The sequence below is a fragment of the Geodermatophilus sp. SYSU D00742 genome (genome assembly GCF_054049935.1).
In genome coordinates this window covers 1-16,628 of record NZ_JBJGYJ010000016.1, presented here as the reverse complement: position 1 = coordinate 16,628, position 16,628 = coordinate 1, and the positions used below count along the sequence as shown (strand labels likewise).

Sequence of the window (16,628 nt, the reverse complement as noted above, 5' to 3'; positions counted from 1 at the left end):
CGGGTGGCGGGTCTCCTCCGGTGACCGTCGCGGGACGTCGGACGACGCTGCCCGGCGCGAGAGCCCACGGAGGACACCATGACGACGCCGCCGGATCCCCACTCCACCGCACTTCCCGGCCGCCCGCCCGTGGTCGACCTGGCCACCTGGCAGGCCGCCCGGAACGAGCTCCTGGTCCGCGAGAAGGCGCACACCCGCGCGGGCGACGCCCTCGCCGCGGACCGCCGCCGGCTGCCGATGGTGGAGTTCGACGGGACGGTGGAGGTCGTCGGCCCCGACGGCCCGGTCCCGTTCCTGGCCCTGTTCCAGGGTCGTGAGGAGCTCGTGGTCTACAAGCACATGTGGTACGACGGCGCGCCGCACCAGGGGCAGTGCGAGGGCTGCACCATGACGACCTGGCAGCTGCGGGACACCGTGTACCTCGACGCCCGAGGCGTCTCCTTCGCCGTCCTCACCACCGGCCGGTGGGACGAGGTGGCCGCCTACGTCGAGTTCATGGGCTACACCCAGCCCTGGTACTCCGTGCGCGACGTGGCGGAGCCGGTCGGCGGGGAGATGGGGTACCTCACCAGCTTCCTGCGCGACGGCGACCGCGCGTTCCTCACCTACTCCACGACCGGCCGTGGCAACGAGCCGGTCGCCGGCTCCTTCGGCCTGCTCGACCGGACGCCCCACGGCCGCGGCGAGGCGTGGGAGGACCACCCCGAGGGGCGGCCCGAGGGCCGCAGCCCCTGCTGGTACTGGCGCTCGGACGCGGAGGGGAACGCCACCTGGGGCCCGACCAGCCGGCCCGTGCCGCAGTGGACCCGCCCCGGCGCGACCCCGGTGCAGGCCCTCGGCCGGCGCGGCCACCACCACTGACGCGCGGGCTCGACCGCCTCCTCGAGGCGGACCGGGTCGGGCAGCCGGCGGTGGCGCTCACGGTCGTCGGGCACGGTCGTGCGCGCAGGGTCCGTGCGGGGCAGCGGCGGGGCGAGCCCGGACGGCGCCGTCCGACGTCCCGTCCTGCGCCTGCCGGGAGGTGGCGGGGGCGCGGCACACTGGGTGCAGATGAACACCGTCCTGCCGCTGCTGGAGACGCCCCCGCGCCCGTGGCACCTCCCCGACCGCGCCCGCGAGGGCCTGGCCACCACGCCGTTCGGGCTCTACGTGCACGTGCCGTTCTGCGCGACCCGCTGCGGCTACTGCGACTTCAACACCTACACCGCCGACGAGCTGGGCCCCGGCGCCAGCCGCGCCGAGTACGCCGGCACCGCGATCGCCGAGCTGCGCCTGGCCGCCGGGACCCTCGGCCCGGACCTGCCGACGGTCTCCACGGTCTTCGTCGGCGGTGGCACCCCCACGCTGCTGGCGGCCGACGACCTCGCCGCCGTCCTGGCCGCCGTCCGGGAGCTGTTCCCCGTCGCCGACGACGTCGAGGTGACCACCGAGGCCAACCCGGAGACGGTGACGCCGGGCAGCCTGGCCCGCCTGCGGGAGGCCGGCTTCACCCGGATCAGCCTGGGCATGCAGTCCGCCGCGGAGCACGTGCTGGCCGTCCTCGACCGCCGGCACACGCCCGGCCGCGCCGTCGAGGCGGCGCGGGAGGCGCGGGCGGCGGGCTTCGAGCACGTCAACCTCGACCTCATCTACGGCACGCCGGGGGAGACCGACGCCGACTGGGCCGCGTCGCTGGCCGCGGTCCTCGCCGCCCCCGTCGACCACGTGAGCGCCTACGCGCTGATCGTCGAGGAGGGCACCCGGCTGGCCCGGCGGATCGGCCGCGGCGAGCTGCCGATGCCCGACGACGACGTCCTGGCCGACCGCTACGAGCAGGCCGACGCCACCCTCCGTGGAGCCGGGTTCGACTGGTACGAGGTGTCCAACTGGGCGACCGGCGAGGCCGCCCGCTGCCGGCACAACGAGCTGTACTGGGCCAACGCCAACTGGTGGGGCGTGGGCCCCGGCGCGCACAGCCACGTCGGCGGACTGCGCTGGTGGAACGTCAAGCACCCGGCGGCCCACGCCGGCCGGCTGCTGCGCGGGGAGAGCCCGGCGCAGGACTCCGAGCTCCTGGACGACGACGACCGCGCGCTGGAGACGATCATGCTGGGCCTGCGCCTGCGCGAGGGGCTGGCGCTGACCGCGCTGTCGGACACCGGCCGGGCCCGGGCCGCCGACGCCGTCGCCCGGGGGCTGCTCGACCCCGCCGCGCACGCCGGTGGCCGCGCCGTGCTCACCGACCGCGGGCGGCTGCTCGCCGACGCGGTGGTCCGGGAACTGACGGACTAGTTCCGCTCGTCCTCCCCACGGGCTATGGTGCCCGTTCCGGCAACGGCGCCGGATCGGTCCTGGGGGGTGGTCAGCAGTGGTCACACGCACGTCCCCGCACGCTCTCGGTCCCCGGGTCCGTCTCCGACCCGCCGTCCCGCCGGTGCAGCTCTCCGGCGGCATGCTGCTGGCCCTTGCGATGAACCGCCGGGCCCGCGGGCTCAGGGGCCTCGACGTCCTCCGCCGCAGCCAGGACAGGGCCCCGCCGCACTCCTCCTGACTCCGTCCCGGAGTCGCAACCGCCCGTCCTGACGCGCACCTCCCGGTGATCGCGTCCCCCGTGTTGCCAGAGGAGTCCCCGCCATGACCAGCACCATGCCCGCCCCCGTCCCCGCCACCGGCGGCTCGCCGTGGGAGCACTTCCGGCTGCGCCTGGAGTCGCAGCGCGCCGAGTGCGTCCAGGAGCGGGAGCGCGCGCTCGCCGACACCGTGCAGTCCCTGCCCGACGACGTCGCCGTGAGCCGGGCCGCCAGCCTGCTGCGGACCATCGAGGACATCGACGCCGCGCTGGCCCGCATCGCGGCCGGCACCTACGGCCGGTGCGTGCACTGCGGCACCGACATCCCCGAGGAGCGACTGGAGCTGCGGCCCTTCGCCACCGGGTGCGTCGCCTGCTCCCAGCGCCGCTGACGCCGCCCCTCCCGCACAGCCCTCCGTCCGGGCACCTCCCGGCCGGGCGCCACCGCGCCGGCCGGTGCCGAGGGCTGCCCGGGTGGACCGATCTCGTGGCGCGGCCACGGGAGAGGAGATCCGCATGTCGTCCCACCCGTCCGGTGGCGCCCCGCGCTCCGTGGCCGTCGTCGGCGCCGGGATGGTCGGCCTGGCCACCGCGTGGTTCCTGCAGGAGAGCGGTGCCGAGGTCACGGTCTACGAGCGCGACCGGGTCGCCGCCGGCGCCTCGTGGGGCAACGCCGGCTGGCTCACGCCCAGCCTGATCGCCCCGCTGCCGGAGCCGGCGGTCCTCCGGTACGGCCTGCGGGCGGTGCTGAGCCCGCGCTCGCCGGTCTACCTGCCGCTGCGCGCGGACCGGTCGCTCCTGCGGTTCCTCACCGCCTTCGTCCGGCACAGCACCGGCCGGAGCTGGCGACGGGGGATGGGCGCCTACGTCCCGCTCAGCGAGCGGGCGCTGGAGGCCTTCGACGTCCTCGGTGCCGGCGGGGTCACCGCACCCACCCACCGCGCCGCCCCCTTCCTCGCCTGCTTCCGCCGGGAGCGCGACGCCGCGGCGCTGGTCGCCGAGCTGCAGGCCATCCGGGACGCCGGTCGGCCCGACGTGGTCTTCGGCCCCCTGCCGGGGTTGCGGTCCCGCGCCGCCGAACCGGTGCTCAGTGACGCGGTGGGCGCGGCGGTCCAGGTCTACGGCCAGCGGTACCTGCACCCGCCGGAGTACGTCCGGTCGCTGGCGCAGTCGGTGCGGGCGCGCGGCGGCGTGGTCCACGAGGGCGTGCCGGTGTCCGACCTCCGCGAGGAGCCGGGCGGGGTCACCGTGGCGAGCCCGGACGGGGGCCGGCGGCACGACGCGGTGGTCGTGGCGACCGGCGCCTGGCTGCCCGAGCTGGCCGCCCGGTTCGGCGTCCGGCACCCGGTGCAGGCCGGGCGCGGGTACAGCTTCAGCGTCCCCGTCGAGCGCATGCCGGCCGGCCCGCTGTACTTCCCGCAGCAGCGGGTGGCCTGCACGCCGCTGGGCAGCCGGCTGCGGGTGGCCGGGATGATGGAGTTCCGTCGTCCGGGCGACCCGCTGGACCCCCGCCGCATCACCGCCGTCGCCGACGCCGTCCGGCCCTTCCTGCGCGGCGTCCACCTCGACGACCGCCGCAGCGAGTGGGTGGGCTCGCGGCCGTGCACGGCCGACGGTCTGCCGCTGCTCGGGCGCACCGCCTCGTCGCGGGTCTTCGTGGCCGGCGGGCACGGCATGTGGGGCATCGCGCTCGGCCCGCTCACCGGGATGCTGCTCGCGCAGACGGTGCTCAAGGGCGAGGCGCCGGTGGAGCTGGCACCGTTCGACCCGCTGCGCTGAGCGGCGGGACCCCGGCCTGACAGATGTCAGGCCGGGGTCCCGACGTCCCGCACTACTGGCCGGGCGCGGGTCCCGCGAGGCTGGTCCGCGTGCCAGGAGAGACCGCCCTCGACATCCGGGACCTGACCGTCCGCTACGGGGGGACCACCGCCGTCTCGGGCCTGGACCTGCAGCTGCGCGCGGGGGAGACCGTCGCGCTGCTCGGCCCCAACGGCGCCGGGAAGTCCACGGTCGTCAACGCCGTCCTGGGGCTGGTGCCCTCGACCGGGACCGTCCGCGTGCTCGGCCGCCCGCCCGCGGCGGCCGTCCGGGCCGGCTGCGTCGGCGCGATGCTGCAGCACGGCGGGCTGCCCGGGGAGACCCGCGTCGGCGAGGTGCTCGGCCTGGTACGGCGCAGCTACCCCCGCTCCTGGCCGCTGCCCGACCTCGCCGTCACCGCGGGCATCGACGGGCTGCTCGACCGGTCGGTCGACGCGCTCTCCGGCGGGCAGCGCCAGCGGGTGCTGCTCGCCCTGGCGCTGGCCGGGCAGCCGCCGCTGCTGCTGCTGGACGAGCCCACCTCCGCCATGGACGTCCAGGCCCGCCGCGCCTTCTGGACGACGATGCGCGGGCTGGCCGCGCGCGGCACCACCGTCGTCTTCGCCACCCACCACCTCGAGGAGGCCGACGCCGTCGCCGACCGCGTGGTCGTGGTCGCCGGCGGGCGGGTCGTCGCCGACGGCACCGCCGCCGAGGTCAAGGCCGGCACCACCGGCCGCACGGTGGCCTTCACACCGCCGGCCGGCACCCGCCTCGACGGCCTGCCCGGGGTCACCGCGGTGGCCCGTCGGGGCGACCGCGTCTGCCTCACCACCGACGACGTCGAGGCCACGCTGTTCGCCCTGCTGGCCGGCGGCCGGCGACTGCCCGACCTGGAGGTCCGCGGCGCGAGCCTCGAGGAGGCCGTCCTGTCCCTCACCGGTGCCCGCCCCACCACGACCCCGATCGGAGCCGACCGATGAGCACCCTGTTGGCCTTCCAGCTGCGCCGCGTCGGCCGCAACCGGCAGTTCCTCTTCTTCACCGTGCTGCTGCCCGCGCTGTTCACCGTCTTCTTCACCGAGGTCCTCGGCGGCCGGGCCGGCAGCACGGCCGAGTACCAGGCGTACGCGACCACCTACCTGGTCTCGATGATGGCCTACGGGGCGCTGGGCGCGGCCCTCGCCGCGACCATCCGGGTCTCGTTCGACCGGGCGTCGGGGTGGCTGCGGCAGCTGCGGATCACGCCGGTCCCCACGGCGTCGGTGGTGGGCGTGGACGTGGCCGTCGGGATGCTGCTGACCCTGCCGAGCCTGCTCGTCGTCGCGCTCGCCGGCGGGCTGGTCAACGGCGTCGAGCTGGCGGTGCCCACCTGGGTGGGGCTGGTAGCCGTCCTCTGGCTGGGCTCCGGGGCGTTCGTCGCGCTGGGCCTGCTCGTCGGCTACAGCCTGGACGAGAAGGCCGCGGGCGGCGCGGTCGGGATCCTCGGCGTGGTGCTGGCCGCGCTCGGCGGGCTGTGGGTGCCGGTGCAGGCCTTCCCGGAGTCGCTGAGCGCGCTGGCGCACACGCTGCCCTCGTACTGGTACGCCCAGCTGGGCCGTGACGTCGTGGCCGAGGGGGTGCCGTCGACCACGACCGTGCTGGCGGTGGCCGGGTTCACCGCCGCCTCCGCGGTCCTGGCGGCGGCGGTCGCGCGACGTCGTCCGCTGCACGCCGTGGCCGGCTGAGCGGGTTAGCGTCGCCTCCGTGGACCCGCGCACCCGCTGGCAGCGGATCGGCTGGGCGGTGCCCTGGCTGCTGTTCCAGGTCTTCCCGCTGGCCGACCTGTTCTCCACCCCGCGCCCGGCCGCCGTGCGGGTGGTGGCGGCCGCGGGGCTGCTCGCCTTCACCGTCGCCTACCTCGTCGTGTTCAGCCGGATGTTCGGCCGTCGGGAGTCCTCCTGGCCGTGGCGGGAACTGCTCGTCGTCGCCGTCCTCGGGATGGGCCTGGCGGTCTGGCTGGGGCCGGCCTGGTCGGGGCTGATGATCTACGTGTCCGCTGCCTCGGCGGCCGCGCTGCCCGAGCGGTTCGTGTGGCCGGCGATCGGTGGGGCGGCGGCGGTGTGCGCGTCGGTGAACGCCGCCCACGACATGCTCGGCGAGCTGTTCATCCTGCCGGTCATCTGCGTGCTGACCGCGTTCGCGCTGCGGGGCACCCGTTACCTGGTCTCGGTCAACGCCGAGCTGCTGGAGGCCCGGGACGAGCTGGCGCGGTCCGCCGTCGCCGAGGAGCGGCTGCGCTTCGCCCGGGACCTGCACGACCTGCTCGGCCACAGCCTGTCGCTGATCGCGCTCAAGAGCGAGCTGGCCGGCCGGCTGGCCGAGCGCGACCCCGCGCGGGCGCGCGCGGAGATGGCCGACGTCGAGAGCACCGCCCGGCGGGCGCTGGCCGAGGTGCGCGAGGCGGTCAGCGGGTACCGCCAGGTCGGCCTGTCCCTCGCCCTCGCCGAGGCTCGCGCCGCGCTGTCGGCCGCGGGCATCGCCCTCAGGGCACCGTCGGGGACGCCGCCGCTGCCCGGGCCGGTGGACGCCGTCCTCGGCTGGGTGGTCCGCGAGGCGACCACGAACGTGCTGCGGCACAGCGGCGCGCGCGCGGTGACCGTGGAGCTCGCGATCGCCGACGGGGACGTCGCCCTGACGGTGACCGACGACGGCCGCGGCCCCGGGGAGGGGGGCGCCGAGGGCGGCGCCGGCCTGGCCGGGCTGGAGGAGCGGTTGGCCGGGCTCGGCGGGCGGCTGGCGACCGGTGCCGCGCCCGGGGGCGGCTTCCGGCTGGCCGCGCACGTGTCGGCCGCGGCACGGGTGGGGGCGGCGTGATCCGGGTGCTCATCGCCGAGGACCAGACGATGGTGCGCGGGGCGCTGCGGGCGCTGCTGGAGCTGGAGGACGACATCGAGGTCGTGGCCGAGGTCGGCCGCGGCGACCTGGTGGTGGACGCCGCCCGCGAGCACCGGCCGGACGTCGCGCTGCTGGACATCGAGATGCCCGGCTGTGACGGCATCGAGGCGGCCCGGGCGCTGGCCGACGCGGTGCCGGGCTGCCGGGCGGTCGTCCTGACCACCTTCGGGCGGCCCGGGTTCCTGCGGCGGGCCATGGAGGTCGGCGCCGCGGGGTTCCTCGTCAAGGACGCCCCCGTCGCCGAGCTGGCCCGGGCCATCCGCGCGGTGGTGGCGGGGGAGCGGGTCATCGACCGGGACCTGGCCGCCGCCGCGCTGGCACTGGGCGCGACGCCGCTGTCGGCGCGCGAGGCCGACGTCCTCCGCGCGGCTGCCGACGGCGCGACCGTCGCCGACATCGCCCGCCGGCTGTTCCTCTCCGAGGGGACGGTGCGCAACTACCTGTCCTCGGCGATCGGCAAGACCGGCGCCCGCACCCGGGTGGAGGCCGCCCGGGTCGCGGAGGACAAGGGCTGGCTCTGAGGGAGGCCCCCTTGCCCGCCGCGAGCTCGGCAGCGACTGGCACGGCCACCCTCCAGGGGCCCGCGCCGGGCTCGCGAGGGGAAGAGGAGTCCTGGTTCAGTCCCGCGGGCGGTCGGGGACCGGCGGCTGGATCTGCATCGCGGCGGTGTCGGGGCCGGTGGTCGGCGTCGGGATCAGCGCGTCGAGGTCGAGCACGCGCACGTGGATGACGTTGCGCTGCTGCAGGGCCGCCCGCAGTGCCCGGTGCAGCCCGTCCTCGAGGTAGAGCTCGCCCTGCCACTGGACGGCGTGGGGGAACAGGTCGCCGTAGAACGTGGAGTCGTCGGCGAGCAGGGTGTCCAGCGCCAGCTCGCTCTTGGTCGTCACCAGGGTGTCGAGCCGGATCTGCCGGGGCGGGATCATCGCCCAGTCCCGCGTCGACAGGCCGTGGTCGGGATAGGGCCGTCCGTTCCGGACCGCTTTGAAGATCAGTGCACCGACCTCCGCTCTGCGCGCGCCGGCGCGGACGCCGGACCGCCGCCCAGCCTATCGGCCCCGAACGCCGGCCCGTCCCGGGTGGCCCCGTCCAGAGGCTCGCCGCGAGCGTGCGAGCGGTGAGGAGGACGGGGTCCTTCACGTATGCTGGTCTGGCACTCCGTGCGTGCGAGTGCCAGCCGTCCGAGTGTCAGGTGCCGGGGGCGCCCGGAGCGCCTCCGCGAGGGTGTCGCACGACGCGTCGACCGGTACGGGGAGGTGTCACCGTGGCGCACGACGAACGCCGCCTGCAGGTGCTGCGGGCCATCGTCCAGGACTACGTCTCCACCAACGACCCGGTGGGCAGCAAGGCCCTCGCCGAGCGGCACGACCTCGGTGTCTCGCCGGCCACCATCCGCAACGACATGGCGGTGCTCGAGGAGCAGGGCTACATCACCCAGCCGCACACGAGTGCCGGCCGGGTGCCCACCGACAAGGGCTACCGGCTGTTCGTCGACCGGCTCTCGGCGGTCAAGCCGCTGTCGGTGGCCGAGCGGCGGGCGATCGAGCGCTTCCTCGACGGGGCCCTCGACCTGCACGACGTCCTCAGCCGGACGGTGCGGCTGCTCGCGCAGCTGACCCACCAGGTGGCCGTCGTCCAGTACCCGACGCTGTCGCGCAGCGCGGTGCGCCACCTCGAGGTGGTGCAGGTGGCCGGGTCACGGCTGCTGCTGGTGCTGATCACCGACACCGGCCGGGTCGAGCAGCGGCTGATCGAGTGCCCGGTGGACGTCGCGCACGAGGACGTCGCCGGGCTGCGGGCGCTGCTGAACTCCGCCTTCAGCGGGGCGAAGCTGGCCGACGCCGGCAGCAAGGTGCCCGACCTCCTGGACACCGCGCCGCCGAACCTGCGCCCACTGGTCGCCTCGGTCAGCGCGGCGCTGGTCGAGACGCTGGTGGAGCCGGGGGAGGACCGCCTGGTGATCGGCGGGACGGCGAACCTGGCCCGTGCCGCGGTCGACTTCCCCGGCAGCCTGCGACCGCTCCTGGAGGCGCTGGAAGAACAGGTCGTCGTCCTGCGGTTGATCAGTGAGGTGGACACCGGCGGCGCGGTGCTCGTGCGCATCGGCGAGGAGAACGCGCACGAGGCGCTCACCGGGGCGTCGGTGGTGTCGGTCGGCTACGGCTCGGCCGACCGCGCGCTCGGTGGCCTGGGCATCGTCGGCCCCACCCGGATGGACTACCCAACGAACATGGCCGCGGTCCGTGCCGTGGCCCGCTACGTCGGCCAGATCCTGGCCGAGAGCTGAGGCTGAGACTTCTCGATGGCAACCGACTACTACGGCGTCCTGGGGCTGTCCCGCGGGGCCACCGACTCCGACATCAAGAAGGCCTACCGGCGGCTGGCCCGGGACCTCCACCCCGACGTCAACCCGGACCCGGGGGCCAAGGAGCGTTTCCAGGAGGTCAGCAGGGCCTACCAGGCGCTGACCGACCCGGAGAAGCGCCGGATCGTCGACCTCGGCGGCGACCCCTTCGACAACGGCGCCGGCGCGGGCGGCAACCCGTTCGGCGGGGCCGGCTTCGGCGGGCTCGGCGACATCATGGACGCCTTCTTCGGCGGCGGGGGCGCCGCGCGCGGCCCGCGCAGCCGCGTCCGCGCCGGCGGCGACGCGCTGATCCGGGTCGAGCTCGACCTCGACGAGACGGTGTTCGGCACCACCGAGGACATCACCGTCGACACCGCCGTCCTGTGTGACGCCTGCACCGGTGCGGGCACCGCGCCCGGCACGCACCCGAGGACCTGCACCACCTGTTCGGGTCGCGGCGAGGTGCAGAGCGTGCAGCGCTCCTTCCTCGGCCAGGTCGTCTCCAGCCGCACCTGCCCCACCTGTGCCGGCACCGGCCAGGTCATCCCCGAGCCGTGCCCGAAGTGCGGCGGCGACGGCCGGGTCCGCGCGCGGCGCACCATCCCGGTCAAGGTCCCGGCCGGCGTCGAGGACGGCATGCGGATCCGGCTCACCGGCCACGGCGAGGTCGGTCCCGGCGGCGGGCCGGCCGGCGACCTGTACGTCGAGATCGTCGAGCGGCCGCACCCGGTCTTCACCCGCGACGGGGAGGACCTGCACTGCCGGGTCACCCTGCCCATGACCGCCGCCGCGCTGGGCACGACCCTCACGCTGGAGACCCTCGACGGCACGGAGGAGGTCGACATCCGGCCCGGCACGCAGTCGGGCAGCGTCCTCACCCTGCGCGCCAAGGGCGCGCCGCGGCTGCGCGCCACCGGGCGCGGCGACCTCCTGGTGCACGTCGAGGTGGAGACGCCGACCCGCCTGGACGCCGAGCAGGAGAAGCTGCTGCGCGAGCTCGCGGCCCTGCGCGGCGAGGACCGGCCGGCGTCGTCCTCCGAGGGGCAGGGCGGGCTGTTCTCCAAGCTGCGGGACGCCCTCAAGTGAGGGTGCTCGCGAGCGCACGGATCGGCACAGCACCTCCCGGCACGAGGACGCCGAGCGCCGGCGAGGAGACCGGGTGACCGTGGCGACCGACGACCGGGTACCCGAGCTGGACGGCAGTCCCCTGTTCCTGCTCGACGAGCTCCCCGACGCCGAGGAGCTCCTGGTCGACGGCGCCGAGGGCCGGCACGCGGTCGACGTCCTGCGGATGACCCCGGGGGAGTCGGTGCGGGTCGGCGACGGCCGCGGCACCGTCGTCGACGGGCAGGTCGCCGCCGCCGGGCCCCAGGGCCTGCGGGTGCGGGTCTCCGCACGCCACGAGGTGCCGCCTCCGGCGCTCGAGCTGGTCCTGGTGCAGGCCCTGCCCAAGGGCGAGCGCGGGCCGCTGGCCGTCGAGCTGGCCACCGAGCTCGGCGTCGACCGGATCGTTCCCTGGGCGGCGTCGCGCTGCGTCACCCGCTGGCGTGAGGACCGTGCCGCCAAGGGCGTGGCGAAGTGGCGGGCCGCGGCCCGGGCGGCGAGCAAGCAGTCCCGCCGTCCCCGCGTGCCCGAGGTCACCGACCTCATGAGCACCCGGCAGGTGTGCGGCGCCCTGGCCGACGTCGACGTGGCGCTGGTCCTGCACGAGCAGGCCCGGCACCCGCTGTCGCGGGTCGACCTGCCCGCGGAGGGCACGATCGCGGTGGTCGTCGGCCCCGAGGGCGGGCTCACCGACGGCGAGGTGGTCGCGCTCAGCGCCGCCGGCGCCCGGCCGGTGCGGCTCGGCCCCGAGGTGCTGCGCACCTCCACCGCGGGCGCCGCCGCCCTGGCCGCCCTGTCGGCCCGCACCCGCTGGGCGTGAGGGCGACACCGTCGTCCTGTCGGACGACCCCGCCAACAGGAGCCGTCCCCCGCCGGCGCCGAGCCGGCCGCGTCAGCGCAGGGCGCGGCGTGCGCGGTCGCCCACCAGGTCGACCACGAAGGTCAGGACGACGACCGCGGCGAGCACCGTGGTGACCGCGGCCCAGTCGAACGTGGCGATCTCCGAGGCCAGCAGCGCACCGAGCCCGCCGGCCCCCAGCAGGCCGACCAGCACGGTGTCACGGATGACGACCTCCCACCGGTACAGCGCGTAGGCCAGCACCGGGCCCGCGGCGCCCGGCAGCACCCCGTACAGCCAGCCGCCGACCGGCCGGGCTCCCAGCGCCGCCAGTGCCGCCCGCGGCCTCGGGTCCAGCTCCTCGGTGGCCTCCGCGGCCAGCCGGCCCAGGACGCCGAGGGTGTAGACGCCCAGGGCCAGCGCGCCGGGCAGCACCCCGGGGAGCAGCACGAACAGCAGCACCAGCGCCCACACCGGCGGCGGCACGGCCCGCAGGAGCAGCAGCGCCACCCGCACGAGCGCGCCCGACCCCCGCCGCACCGGGGAGGGCCGACCCGCCGGGCGGGCCGCCACCCCCGCCAGCAGCACCGCGCCGAGCGTGGCCACGGCGATGGCGACCACGGACATCTGCACGGTGTCCACGGCCAGCGCGGCGACGGCGCCGAGCAGCTCGCCGTCGGTCGACGCCGGCCAGGCCGCACCCAGGACGTGGGCCAGCTGCTCCCCGGTGCGCGCCGACACCAGCGTCGCCGGGGACACCGCCAGGTACCACCACGACCACGCCACCAGCAGCAGCGTTCCGGCGACCGCCCCGGTGAGCACGGGGTCCCGCCGCGGGCCGGACGGCGGCGCGGCGAGCCGGCGGCGCACCGCCCGCCCGGCGACGTCGGCGGCCAGGCACAGCACCGCCAGCGCGTAGACGCACGACCACACCTGCTCCCACCGCAGCGAGGCGAACGACAGCGACAGCTGGTAGCCGAGCCCGCCGGCGCCGACCATGCCGAGGACGACGGCGGAGCGCACCGCGCACTCCAGCCGGTAGGCGGAGTACGAGAGCAGCCCGCCCGCGGCCGGCGGCAGCAGCCCGTACAGCGCCGCCGACGCCCGGCCGGCACCGGCGGCCAGCAGGGCGGAGTGGGCGCCGCGCGGCACCTCGTCCACCAGGTCGGCGAAGACCTTGGCGGTGACCGCGCCGGAGGGCACGCCGATCGCCAGGATGCCGACCCACGGGTCCAGGCCGAGCACGTTGACCAGCAGCAGTCCCCACACCGCCTCGTGCAGGCCGCGGGGGACGGCGAGCGCGCCGCGGGACAGCGCCCAGCCCAGCCGGCGCCGTCCCCAGGTGGTGCGGGAGACCAGCGCCGCGCCCACCGCGCCGAGGACCAGCGCCAGCGCGGTGCCCAGCGCGGCGTAGGCGACGGTGACCCACACCGACGACGCCAGGAGGCCGAGGAACTCCGCGTCCAGCGCGGGGGAGAGCACCGCCGCCGCGAAGCGGGCGAACTGTGCGGTCCCACCGGGGTTGAGCACCTCGCCGCTGAACAGCCCGGCCCCGGCCAGCGACCACAGCAGGACCGCCGCCGAGCCCAGCGCCCAGGCCCAGCGGCGAGGGTCCCGCCGGAGCCGGGGGACCGGTGGCCGCACCGGCCGGTCGACCAGGGTGGTCATGCCGGCGCCCCGTAGAGGTCGGCCAGGTCGGCGGGCGAGAGCGCGGCCGCGGGCCGGTCCAGCACCACCCGCCCCCCGGCCAGCCCGACGACGCGGTCGCAGTGCCGCAGCACCAGCCCGGGGTCGTGCAGCGCGGCGACCAGCGCGCCGCCGCGCTGCCGGGCCAGCTCGCCCAGCAGCGCCAGGGCGTGGTCGGCCAGCACCGGGTCGAGGGCGGACGCCGGCTCGTCGGCGAGCACGAGGTCGGGCCGCTGGACGAGCAGGCGGGCGATCGCCACCCGCTGCCGCTGTCCGCCGGACAGGCGGTCGGTGCGCTCGAAGACGCGGTCGGCGAGGCCCACCCGGTCCAGCGCGGCCACCACGTCCGGGACACCCTGCGGCCGCAGCAGCGACCACGCCGCGCGGGCGGCCGGCCAGGCCCCCAGCCGCCCGGCGTTCACGTTGTGCACCACGCGCAGCGAGCCCACCAGCTCCAGGTGCTGGTGCACGGTGCCGATCCGGGCGCGCACCCGTCGCCCCGCGCGGCCGGCGGGCGCGGACGGGTCGACGTCCAGCACCCGCACCGTCCCGGCCGTCGGCGCCACCGACCCGTTGGCCAGCCCCAGCAGCGTCGACTTCCCCGCACCCGAGGCGCCGACGAGGGCGACCCGCTCGCCGGGGCCGACCGTGAGGTCGACCCCGGCCAGCGCCGCCGTCCCGCCGTACCGGACCTCGACGCCGGAGAGCCGCAGGACCGCGGTCAGGCGATCAGCCCCAGGTCGCGGCCGATCTCCTCGATCCGGTCGTAGTGGGCCGCCTCGGTGGGCACGAACGAGCCCGCGCCGAACAGCTCCAGCACCGCGGCGTCGGCGGGGTCGTCGGCCGACAGCCCGGTGAAGTGGTCGACCAGCCGGTCCCGCAGGTCGTCGACGCCCACCCGTTGCGCGGCGCGCGGGCCGAGCAGCCAGTGGTAGTCGTGGTACGGCGGTGTCTCGGTGTAGAGCAGGACCGCCGGGTCGACGGCGCCCTCCTCCGACCGCGCCCTCCAGACCTGCGCGTTGAGCACGCCGGCCTGGTAGCTGCCCGACGCGACGAGCTCGAGGGTGGCGTCGTGCGAGCCGGAGAAGCCCGGCCCACCGGGGAAGCCCTGCGGGTCGACGCCGGCCTCGCGCAGGAAGTGCGCGGGCATGAGCCGGCCGGAGGTGGAGGTCTGGCTGCCGTAGGTGAAGCGCAGCGGCGCGAGGGCGGCGAGGTCGTCGGACGGCGCCGGCCCGGCCGCGGCGTTCACGACGAACACCGAGGTGAAACGCTCGTCGATGTCGCGCTGGGTGACCGGCTCGGCGCCGGGGGTCTGCAGGCGGGCCTGGACCCCGGTGAGCCCGCCGAACCAGACCAGGTCGAGGTCGCCGGTGCGGAACAGCGAGACGGCGGCGCCGTAGTCGGTGACCGGGCGGTACTCGACGTCCAGGTCGAGGGCGGCCGACACGGAGTCGGCGACGGTGCCGTGGAGGCGCTGGAGGACCTCGGGGTCCTGGTCGGGGATGGCGCCGATGCGCAGGGGGCCCGCGGCGCCGGTGGCGGACGCCGCGACGGGGGAGGAGCGGCCGCAGCCGGGAACCGCGGCGGCGAGGGCGGTGCCGACGCCGGCCAGCAGGGCGCGGCGGGAGAGCGCAGGGAGGGGGGACTGGGACTCGAGGACACCCGACCGGGCGGCGCGACGGGTGCTCACTACGTCCTCGAGCAGGGGGAGGGGACGGGCACGGGGCACCTCCGGGGACGGGGGACGGGCTCCTCATCCTGCACCGGCCGGCGGTGGGGCACCCGTGGCTCTGCGGTCCCCCGACCGTGGACCGCGCCGTCGGGTCACGTTCCGGGCACGGTGGCCGGGTCCAGCGGGAAGTCGGTCCCGGTGCGTGCCTACTGTGATGCCGGCAACGCGCCGACCGGCACCGGTCGGCACACGACGACCGTGCCGCCGGGCGGACGGGACAGCCGCCGCCGGCAGTGCTCGACCCGGGACCCGCGTCCCGGGGCGGTCGTCGTGCACGACGAGGGGAGAGACATGCGCGCCAAGCTCAGCACCGCCGCCGTCGCGACCGCGGCGGTCGTCGTCCTCGCCTCCTGCGGCTCCGGCGAGGAGGGCGGCGGCTCCGCCGCCTCCGGCGAGCTCGCCGGGGAGGGCAGCGGCGACTCCTGCACCATCGAGGGCGAGGTGCCCATCGGGGCCGTGCTCAGCCTGACCGGTGCCGCGGCCAGCTACGGCGAGTCGCAGCAGCGCGGCCTGGAACTGGCCGCCGGCCAGCTGGCCGAGAAGGGCGGGGTCACCTACGACCTGCGGATCGAGGACGACCAGACCGACCCGCGCCAGGGCATCACCCTCTTCGACCAGTTCGTGTCCGACGACGTGAGCCTGATCATCGGGCCGACGCTGTCCAACACCGCGGTGCAGGCCGACCCGATCGCCCAGGACGCCGGGGTCCCGGTGCTGGGCATTTCCAACACCGCGGCGGGCGTCACCGAGATCGGCGACTACATCTTCCGGAACTCGCTCACCGAGCAGGCCGTCATACCGCAGACCATCGCCACGGCCACCGAGGAGTTCGGGCTGCAGAACGTGGTCGTGATGTACAGCAACGACGACGCGTTCACCGAGTCCGGCTACGAGGCGTTCGCGGCCGCGCTGGAGGACGAGGGCGTCGAGGTCGCCGAGACGATCACCTTCTCCAAGTCCGACACCGACTTCCGCGCCCTCCTGACCCAGGCGCAGGGCAGCAACCCCGACGCCCTGGTCGTCTCCGCGCTGATCGAGGCCGCGGTCCCGCTGGTGACCCAGGCCCGGGAGATGGGCATCGACGTGCCGATCATCGGCGGCAACGGGTTCAACAACCCGCGGCTGATGGCCGACGCCGGCCAGGCGGCCGAGGGCGTCGTCGTCGGTGCGGCGTGGAACTCCGCGTCGGAGAACCCCGAGAACACCGCCTTCCTCGAGGCCTTCGAGGCGGAGTACGGCACCCAGCCCGACCAGTTCGCCGCGCAGGCCTTCGCCGGCCTGATGCTCGTCGACCACGCCGTCCGCGCCGACTGCGCGGCCGATCGGGAGAGCCTCAAGGAGGCGCTCGGGCAGCTCGAGAACGTCCCGACCGTGCTCGGGGAGTTCTCCATCGACGAGAACCGCGACGCCGTCCACCCGGCGGTCGTGCAGGTGGTCAGGGACGGCGCGTTCGCCGTCCTGCAGTGACCACGGCGGGGTGACGCCGCCGGGAGCACCCGGCAACTCCCGCGCGGGGGCCCGGCCCACCGGGTCCCCGCGCCGGGGCCCGGGCCCCCCCGGCCCCCCCGCACGCCCCCAAACGGCGGGCGGTGGAGCACCTCCGCAAAGGCCACTTCTACGGCTGGTTCAAAGCGCCGTTGGGC

16 protein-coding genes are annotated in these 16,628 nt (G+C 76.3%); 12 read left to right on the top strand and 4 right to left on the bottom strand.

Translation table 11 applies throughout. The annotated features are described in order from the left end of the window. Positions 1 to 78 precede the first annotated feature (78 nt). From ACI78V_RS12795 to ACI78V_RS12760, 8 genes are all read left to right on the top strand, one after another. Entirely contained in the window at positions 79 to 861 is a 783-nt protein-coding gene (locus tag ACI78V_RS12795; protein WP_456851283.1) for a DUF899 family protein, read from the top strand. 189 nt (positions 862 to 1,050) lie between these two features. Further along, positions 1,051 to 2,271 (top strand): radical SAM family heme chaperone HemW, encoded by a 1,221-nt coding sequence (hemW, locus tag ACI78V_RS12790; RefSeq protein ID WP_456851282.1) that lies wholly within the window; start codon positions 1,051 to 1,053, stop codon positions 2,269 to 2,271. A 342-nt stretch (positions 2,272 to 2,613) separates the two neighbouring features. After that, positions 2,614 to 2,940 carry a TraR/DksA family transcriptional regulator gene (locus ACI78V_RS12785; RefSeq protein WP_456851281.1) on the top strand — a complete coding sequence of 109 codons (327 nt, stop codon included), beginning with the start codon at positions 2,614 to 2,616 and terminating at the stop codon, positions 2,938 to 2,940. Between the two features lie 124 nt (positions 2,941 to 3,064). After that, the gene (locus ACI78V_RS12780) at positions 3,065 to 4,327 is read left to right on the top strand and encodes an NAD(P)/FAD-dependent oxidoreductase (RefSeq protein ID WP_456851280.1); all 1,263 of its coding nucleotides are present in this window, start codon (positions 3,065 to 3,067) and stop codon (positions 4,325 to 4,327) included. Between the two features lie 89 nt (positions 4,328 to 4,416). Then, positions 4,417 to 5,328 carry an ABC transporter ATP-binding protein gene (locus ACI78V_RS12775; protein WP_456851279.1) on the top strand — a complete coding sequence of 304 codons (912 nt, stop codon included), beginning with the start codon at positions 4,417 to 4,419 and terminating at the stop codon, positions 5,326 to 5,328. Beyond that, positions 5,325 to 6,071 (top strand): ABC transporter permease, encoded by a 747-nt coding sequence (locus ACI78V_RS12770; RefSeq protein ID WP_456851278.1) that lies wholly within the window; start codon positions 5,325 to 5,327, stop codon positions 6,069 to 6,071. The genes ACI78V_RS12775 and ACI78V_RS12770 overlap by 4 nt, the downstream gene beginning before the upstream one ends. 19 nt (positions 6,072 to 6,090) lie before the next feature. Next, the gene (locus ACI78V_RS12765) at positions 6,091 to 7,200 is read left to right on the top strand and encodes a sensor histidine kinase (RefSeq protein ID WP_456851277.1); all 1,110 of its coding nucleotides are present in this window, start codon (positions 6,091 to 6,093) and stop codon (positions 7,198 to 7,200) included. After that, complete coding sequence (locus ACI78V_RS12760; RefSeq protein ID WP_456851276.1) at positions 7,197 to 7,802, top strand: response regulator; 606 nt, start codon at positions 7,197 to 7,199, stop codon at positions 7,800 to 7,802. The genes ACI78V_RS12765 and ACI78V_RS12760 overlap by 4 nt, the downstream gene beginning before the upstream one ends. A 96-nt stretch (positions 7,803 to 7,898) precedes the next feature. Here the strand turns inward: ACI78V_RS12760 and ACI78V_RS12755 are convergent, their stop codons facing one another. Further along, positions 7,899 to 8,270 carry a type II toxin-antitoxin system VapB family antitoxin gene (locus ACI78V_RS12755; protein ID WP_456851411.1) on the bottom strand — a complete coding sequence of 124 codons (372 nt, stop codon included), beginning with the start codon at positions 8,268 to 8,270 and terminating at the stop codon, positions 7,899 to 7,901. Between the two features lie 272 nt (positions 8,271 to 8,542). Between ACI78V_RS12755 and hrcA the strand changes: the two genes are divergently transcribed. The 3 genes from hrcA to ACI78V_RS12740 all read left to right on the top strand — a co-directional run bounded on the left by hrcA (position 8,543) and on the right by ACI78V_RS12740 (position 11,549). Further along, positions 8,543 to 9,565 carry a heat-inducible transcriptional repressor HrcA gene (gene hrcA, locus ACI78V_RS12750; RefSeq protein WP_456851275.1) on the top strand — a complete coding sequence of 341 codons (1,023 nt, stop codon included), beginning with the start codon at positions 8,543 to 8,545 and terminating at the stop codon, positions 9,563 to 9,565. A gap of 15 nt (positions 9,566 to 9,580) precedes the next feature. Further along, positions 9,581 to 10,711, top strand: a complete 1,131-nt coding sequence (dnaJ, locus tag ACI78V_RS12745; protein ID WP_456851274.1) for a molecular chaperone DnaJ — start codon at positions 9,581 to 9,583, stop codon at positions 10,709 to 10,711. A 73-nt stretch (positions 10,712 to 10,784) separates the two neighbouring features. After that, positions 10,785 to 11,549: a 16S rRNA (uracil(1498)-N(3))-methyltransferase gene (locus ACI78V_RS12740; RefSeq protein ID WP_456851273.1), complete on the top strand. Its 765-nt coding sequence runs from the start codon at positions 10,785 to 10,787 to the stop codon at positions 11,547 to 11,549. A gap of 72 nt (positions 11,550 to 11,621) precedes the next feature. Here ACI78V_RS12740 and ACI78V_RS12735 read toward each other — a convergent pair whose 3' ends face one another. From ACI78V_RS12735 to ACI78V_RS12725, 3 genes are read right to left on the bottom strand one after another with little or no spacing between them, the layout of a single operon-like run. Beyond that, the gene (locus tag ACI78V_RS12735; protein WP_456851272.1) at positions 11,622 to 13,235 is read right to left on the bottom strand and encodes a PhnE/PtxC family ABC transporter permease; all 1,614 of its coding nucleotides are present in this window, start codon (positions 13,233 to 13,235) and stop codon (positions 11,622 to 11,624) included. Further along, the gene (locus ACI78V_RS12730) at positions 13,232 to 13,921 is read right to left on the bottom strand and encodes a phosphonate ABC transporter ATP-binding protein (RefSeq protein ID WP_456851409.1); all 690 of its coding nucleotides are present in this window, start codon (positions 13,919 to 13,921) and stop codon (positions 13,232 to 13,234) included. Before ACI78V_RS12730 ends, ACI78V_RS12735 begins: the two co-directional genes overlap by 4 nt. A gap of 53 nt (positions 13,922 to 13,974) precedes the next feature. After that, complete coding sequence (locus ACI78V_RS12725) at positions 13,975 to 14,943, bottom strand: putative selenate ABC transporter substrate-binding protein (RefSeq protein ID WP_456851271.1); 969 nt, start codon at positions 14,941 to 14,943, stop codon at positions 13,975 to 13,977. Positions 14,944 to 15,276: 333 nt separating this feature from the next. Here ACI78V_RS12725 and ACI78V_RS12720 point away from each other — a divergent pair, with 333 nt between their 5' ends. Continuing rightward, entirely contained in the window at positions 15,277 to 16,452 is a 1,176-nt protein-coding gene (locus tag ACI78V_RS12720; RefSeq protein ID WP_456851270.1) for an ABC transporter substrate-binding protein, read from the top strand. Positions 16,453 to 16,628: the final 176 nt, after the last annotated feature.